This is a genomic window from Microcystis sp. LE18-22.4A (assembly GCF_027531105.1).
Taxonomy (GTDB): domain Bacteria; phylum Cyanobacteriota; class Cyanobacteriia; order Cyanobacteriales; family Microcystaceae; genus Microcystis; species Microcystis aeruginosa.
In genome coordinates this window covers 1-5,259 of sequence record NZ_JAPZRB010000506.1, presented here as the reverse complement: position 1 = coordinate 5,259, position 5,259 = coordinate 1, and the positions used below count along the sequence as shown (strand labels likewise).

Sequence of the window (5,259 nt, the reverse complement as noted above, 5' to 3'; positions counted from 1 at the left end):
ATTGACCAATTTTTCCTTGAACCGTAGGATTGGCTAAATCGGAAATAACTTTCTCGCTATTACTGATATTAGCGAACATGGAAAGACAGAAAAGCGTTTGTTGTTGATCGTAAGTAGGCATTGAAATTTTCTCCAATTGTGAATTGATTAGGCGTATCTTAGACAAATCTAGGTAGGGTTTGCTGAATAATGGTAAAACCCTTTTAAAATAAGGCTTTTGACCTGTTAAAATCCGATGTTCATGCTGCGAAAATCCGATTGGGACTCTCAAAAACCTTGCATTATCCCTCTCGTAGTACATAAATTGGTACAAAAAAAGAGGGCAACAAAGCCTGAAACGACCAGCTACTGACTCCTGACGACCGGCTACTGACTCCTAACCCCACCAACAAACTTTTTCAGCAAACCCTAGGTAATTGTCACAACACAAATTTCACAAAAAAGGGATGACCGCTCTTTTTAACTTGATTAAGTTGACCCCAATTTACCCTATCATTAGAGGTGTAAAAATTAGCACCAGAACAGCTATTTGAGGATAAACCTGTAGGACAAGCATTGCTAAACAGGAAAAACTTTGATCGCTTTTTCGTAGTAAGCCTGACGATCAGCTAGTCCGTTAAGACCACCATTGACTCGTCGGGTGATTTCTTCCACTGTTGCACCGCGATCACAAAGAGCATTCATGTTATTGTTATGCCACCAAAAACCGCCACTGGTAAAAGGATAGGTGGTACTAACATAGTCAACTCCATCCATCACTTTCGGATCATGAATATAATTCGCAAAAGCTTGATAGTTACTGCGTCCCGTTAGTTGAATAACGCCTGCTCCCTTATATTTGGGACCATCTCCTGGATAAATATTTCCTAGGTCTTTCCGTCCGTTATACTCCTCACCGCTACCGAGTTCTTTCATCCATTTCAAGCCTCCACTTTCATGGGCAGTTTGGCTTAAGAAATGACACATTCGGGGGTGAGTGTTAATGTCAAAGCGATTTAAGCAAGAATTGAGGTCTGCTAATTGTCCATCGCTAATGACATTACCGTAGATGGATTCGGCTTGAGCTTTGGAGATTAAATTATTACCCCCTGGTAATTCTTTAAGTTCTAGTAAAAATTTCGCCGAAGATGCTCCCAAGGTATCCAATTCGCCTTCTTTGATTTTTTGTTTGAATTGCTCAAAGGCTTGTTTTGTTTGGGGTCCATAAATGCCATCAACACCATTAGCAGGAAGCAATCCGAGAACTTGCAAACGGGTCTGAACTTCTCGGCAAAGTTCGGAGTCTCCTGCTAAGGAATCAATGGGTTTAACGAGGTTTTGTTGAATGATGTCTTCTAATTTCATGGTGTTTATTTTCCAGTTCAGATTTTCCGATGGTGATCTTGGTTGTTTGGGCTGTTTTTGTATTTCCTGAGTCAGGAATTATAAGAGGGATAAATTGCTTGAATTTTTCATTCCTTGCAAAATTTTTATCCCGTATTTGTTCCCTCAGAAATATGACCTTGTTCTGGGTTTGTGCTAGACCAGAGAACCATATTGTGGGTATTAACATCCTCCTGTAACCAGTCAAATACAGACTGAGGATTTGTCGCTGCAATCGCCACTACATATTGAGGATTATTTGTTGTTAGATTTTGACCTTTAGCGACGCACATAATATTGTCCCAGACTTGACTTTTGGGATCGTGATCATAAATAACAGAACCCCAAACTATCGTCCATTGACCGATTTTTGTTAGGACATTAGAATCCGCCAAATCAGCCATTAATTTGTTACTATCACTGATATTAGCAAACATCGAAAGACAGAAAAGAAAGATAATTCTTTAAAAGTGTAGGAAAGTTGAAGGAACTATTGGGAGGAATTTTCGGCAAATTTATGACTGGACTTCTATGTATATCTGTACTAGCTATAACTAAAAGTCTTACAGAGCCTGAGTTAAAGTTATGTAATACTAACAGACTACTGGACGCAAACTCCTGAAGTTCTTACGCAGATAGGGTTTAAAGCCAAATTTTTCAAATTTGACCTTTCCACGACTATAGCTTGTTTCGGGATGGACTACAGGGCAATCGCACACAATTCTTAACATTTTTGGACTTTAGACAAGGAAAAAAAAGATTTTTTGCGTAAATTTTCCGCAAATCTAATTGGGGTTGGCTGAAAAAATCTAAAAATCTTGTTGGATAATATCTTGAGGCTTTTTTAAAATCAAAAAGTGCCGGCCCTGGGAGTGAGCGGGGGGAAGATTTAGGCATTTTTGCGCCCAAAAATATTCCCCCCGGCAGAACCGAGGGGAAAGTGGGGAAAACCGCTAATCTAGCAGTTTAAGGCTAAGTCTTGGGATTCTTTTTTCAAGAGATTAACGAGGGTTTCGTCACCATTCTCTTGAGCGATTTGTAAACGACGTTCCAGACGACGACGAATATTGTTCAGATGGATGCTAGAAAGGGTTTCCTCTTGGACAACAACAGGGGGTTTGACAACGGGCAACGGACAAGTGTTTGGGGTGACTTGCCCAGCAAGATGAGGACGGGTGCTGTAGGCAACTCCACGATACTGACGATGCAGTTTCGGTTCTAATTGGAGCATATGGCGAGGATAATGGTGATTCCAGTCTTGACCTCGGTATTTACCGCCGATATCTCCAGTCTTCATCTCCAAGGGGAGAGAATCCCTTTCGTACTTAACTCCTCGATAGGCTAACGTCATATCACCGACTCCCTGCAATGCTTTAAAGTGACTTTAATCCCCCTTGTCGTCCCTATATAGGGACAACAAATGAAAAGATCTTATTGATTATTCTGTATCTATTTTTACATTTTGTTAGGGAAATTGAAAAAACTTTATAAAAATTTAATATTTTCTAGCTGGCGATAGTATCCTTTTCTGGCTGGATTTGGTCGCCCACCAAAGGAGCCTCTAGGGGTTTGAGGATTAATTTTGGTTGCTCGTCCTCATCGATGAGACGAATTTGAATTTGCGGGCCAGGGGCGGCTAAACGAACCACCATACCATCGACGACGGCGGTTTTCTCGATCGGTTTGCCATTGACAAACGTCCCATTTGCCCCTAAATTTTCCAATTCCCAATCATCGTGCTCATTATGGCGGATTTCTAAGTGCCGCCTCGAAACCACAGCACTATAGAGAACTACATGATTATCCAGCGCCCTGCCGATGAGAATGGTTGATTGATCATTGTCAAATTGCCAATGTTGTAGGGGCGTGGCCTGGCTGGGGTGTAAAAGAGTTAAAGTGATCACGGTGACTATTGGCGGCACGATAGGGGCGGTGGACAGGGTAAATCTTATTTGCTGTCAAGATTCATCCTGGCCATTAAGTCTTAAGTCCTAGCAATGAAAATCTCTAGTTACTTGACTAAGCCTTTTCTTTCTATTGTCTCACACTTTCCTGTTCCCTCTCAACCGACCTCCCCCAGAAAATCTAGCCACTTCGCCCTAGTATTAATAAAACTGATGGGGTATGATTTCCACATTTTCAGCAATTTTTAACCTCTTCAGGGATAAGATAGTGCTGGTGTCACCTAAACATTGATCTATGAGCGGCTTGATTATAAAAATAATCTTGATATCGGCTTTCATTTCCCTGGGAATTAAATATCTTGCCCCTTTATTATCGATCGCTCCCAGTCCTCTTAACACTTTAATTCTGGTTTTTACTCCTTTTCTGCTCACGGTTTTTGCCCTCTGGAGACGGACAATAACTGATTAGGAATTTTTCTCCTTACTCATCATGACTTTTGGCAGCAGCCTCGGTTTAGTTCTGTTAGTCTTTTGTCTGTTGATTCTCTGGCAGATTCGACAGATTCTCTTATTATTATTGATGGCGATTCTTCTGGCTCAGATTTTAAATTTGGCTGTGACTTGGTGGCAGCGTCATCACCTCAAGCGTTCCTACGCACTAATTATCACTCTTTTTGGCTTCTTTATTGGTATTATCGGTATGTTTGTGGGGATTATACCCGCTTTAGTCCAACAATTTCGCCAATTATTTAGTTTATTACCCCAAGCTATAGAAAGACTCTGGGGACAAGTCCATAGTCTTGAGGATTATCTCGATCCTAGTCTGGCCAGTGTCTTACCTGACTTTAAAACACTGCTCGCTCAATTACAACCCCTGATTAACCAAATTGCTGGCCGGGGTTTAAGCATTTTTTACGGTACTTTCGGCATTATCCTCAGCTTACTGCTAATTGTTGCCCTGGGCTTGATGATTCTCGCCGATCCTGCCGCTTACCACCGTTGTTTTCTGCGTTTATTTCCTGCTTTCTACCGTTCTAGGGTACGATCGATCCTAGAACAGTGCGATCGAGATTTAAAAGCTTGGCTGAAAGGGATTTTCTGTCATATGTTGATTATGACCTTGGGTAGTTGCCTGGGTCTATCCCTGATCGGCATTCCCCTCGCTTTTTCCCAATCTATTCTCGCGGGATTTCTCACCTTTATCCCCAACCTCGGGCCAGTTTTAAGCACGATTTTACCCTTTTCTATCGCCCTTCTGGAAGCTCCCTGGCAACCCTGGGCGGTTTTACTACTCTACAGCAGTATTTATCTGTTAATTCAATATTTCGACCGTCATTCACCGCTGCCCATTTTAACAGTGCGGTCGCTCAGGCTCTTACCCGCTTTTACCCTGTTGGCCCAGTTGTTTTTCGCCTCGATTTTTGGCTTTTTAGGGCTATTTCTGGCGGTTCCCCTGGCGCTTATCGGTCGTATTTGGCTAAAGGAAGCTTTGATCGAGGATATTCTCGATCATTGGCGGATTGGGGATAAAAAATCCTAAACTGGGGATCTAGGATTCGAACCTAGGAAATGGCGGGACCAAAACCCGCTGCCTTACCGCTTGGCTAATCCCCATTGGACAGACCTTTTTAATACTAGCATTTATCTCCCCGGTTTTGTCAAGAAGTTGATAAAAATTTTTTACTTCGGGTTTGCGGCAAAAAGTTTTTCGTGGGGTTTGGGGTTTGGGGTTTGGGGTTTGGGGTGTGGGGTGTGGGGTGTGGGGTTTGGGGTTTGGGGTGTGGGGTTTGGGGTTTGGGGTTTGGGGTTTGGGGTTTGGGGTTTGGGGTTTGGGGTGTGGGGTTTGGGGTGTGGGGTTTGGGGTTTGGGGTTTGGGGTTTGGGGTGTGGGGTGTGGGGGGTGGTGTTTGGGGGGTGGGGGTTTGGGATGGGGTGGTGGTGTTTGGGTAGTGCGGTTTTCTAGGTGAGTTTGGGGGAGAGGGTGGGTGTGTGGG

6 protein-coding genes and 1 tRNA gene are annotated in these 5,259 nt (G+C 43.1%); 2 read left to right on the top strand and 5 right to left on the bottom strand.

The window, feature by feature from the left end; all coding sequences use genetic code 11:
• Positions 1–558: 558 nt before the first annotated feature.
• From O9295_RS21835 to O9295_RS21820, 4 genes are all read right to left on the bottom strand, one after another.
• The gene (locus O9295_RS21835; protein ID WP_061430142.1) at positions 559–1,344 is read right to left on the bottom strand and encodes a hypothetical protein; all 786 of its coding nucleotides are present in this window, start codon (positions 1,342–1,344) and stop codon (positions 559–561) included.
• A 125-nt stretch (positions 1,345–1,469) separates the two neighbouring features.
• Positions 1,470–1,799, bottom strand: a complete 330-nt coding sequence (locus O9295_RS21830; protein ID WP_288035308.1) for a hypothetical protein — start codon at positions 1,797–1,799, stop codon at positions 1,470–1,472.
• A gap of 521 nt (positions 1,800–2,320) precedes the next feature.
• Positions 2,321–2,713: a DUF4278 domain-containing protein gene (locus tag O9295_RS21825; RefSeq protein ID WP_147072424.1), complete on the bottom strand. Its 393-nt coding sequence runs from the start codon at positions 2,711–2,713 to the stop codon at positions 2,321–2,323.
• Between the two features lie 154 nt (positions 2,714–2,867).
• Positions 2,868–3,266, bottom strand: coding sequence for an FHA domain-containing protein (locus O9295_RS21820; protein ID WP_147072426.1), 399 nt, complete (start codon positions 3,264–3,266; stop codon positions 2,868–2,870).
• A gap of 295 nt (positions 3,267–3,561) precedes the next feature.
• Here O9295_RS21820 and O9295_RS21815 point away from each other — a divergent pair, with 295 nt between their 5' ends.
• A complete protein-coding gene (locus O9295_RS21815) occupies positions 3,562–3,735 on the top strand; it encodes a hypothetical protein (RefSeq protein ID WP_261779606.1) in 174 nt (57 codons plus the stop codon).
• 21 nt (positions 3,736–3,756) lie between these two features.
• The gene (locus tag O9295_RS21810) at positions 3,757–4,806 is read left to right on the top strand and encodes an AI-2E family transporter (RefSeq protein WP_288035305.1); all 1,050 of its coding nucleotides are present in this window, start codon (positions 3,757–3,759) and stop codon (positions 4,804–4,806) included.
• Between the two features lies 1 nt (position 4,807).
• Here O9295_RS21810 and O9295_RS21805 read toward each other — a convergent pair.
• Positions 4,808–4,880: transfer RNA gene (locus O9295_RS21805), tRNA-Gln, on the bottom strand.
• Positions 4,881–5,259: the final 379 nt, after the last annotated feature.